Source organism: Photorhabdus noenieputensis, assembly GCF_018448935.1.
Classification (GTDB): domain Bacteria; phylum Pseudomonadota; class Gammaproteobacteria; order Enterobacterales; family Enterobacteriaceae; genus Photorhabdus; species Photorhabdus noenieputensis.
Map to the genome: position 1 here is coordinate 1 of NZ_RCWC01000159.1, position 683 is coordinate 683.

General features: G+C 48.5%; 1 protein-coding gene. It reads right to left on the reverse strand.

The features are described from left to right. Window positions 1-683: type VI secretion system tip protein TssI/VgrG (gene tssI / locus EAE91_RS23630; RefSeq protein WP_214090560.1), on the reverse strand; the 683-nt coding region annotated here is incomplete at both ends.

Below are 683 nucleotides of genomic sequence, written 5' to 3' on the forward strand. Positions count from 1 at the left end.
GCATCTCCGGTCTGTAAATGTTGACTGCCTGAGATACGGTGTGAAACATCTCCATCGGTGCTGTATTTCCCCGATCCCCTGATATGTTGATGATCATCCACTGAAATTTCGCTATAGCGGTTATTATCGATGCGCTGTTTATGGTCGTGTTTAATATGCCAGTAAGCATCGTGTTGAATATGGGCGGTCAGATCTTTTTGCCCATGCAGGTAAATCTCCTGCCGGTCTTTCTCATCTTCAAAGCGCAATTCATTAAAGCCTTCCCCTTTGTGAGTCCGGGTTTTAAAGGTGGTGCGGGTCTTTTCAACGGGTAAATTTAACGGTGGCCGGTTTGAACCGTTGTAGGTGCAACCGGTGACAATCGGACGATCAATATCGCCGTTCAGATAGGAGACAATCACCTCCTGACCGATACGGGGAATAGCCATAAAACCGTAACCGCTGCCATTCCAACCTTGCGCGAATCGTACCCAGCAGGCGGCATTTTCATTGGCTTTATCATAACGATCCCAGTGAAAATGGATGCGGATACACCCCTCTTCATTGACATAAATCTCTTCCCCTTCCGGGCCGACCACGGTGGCCACTTCATCACCATCCGCCAGCGGTTTGTAGCGATATAGCGCTCGCCAGTCGTTATAGCCCGACATAAAACGGAATTCGTTATGCAGATAAGATCCTGA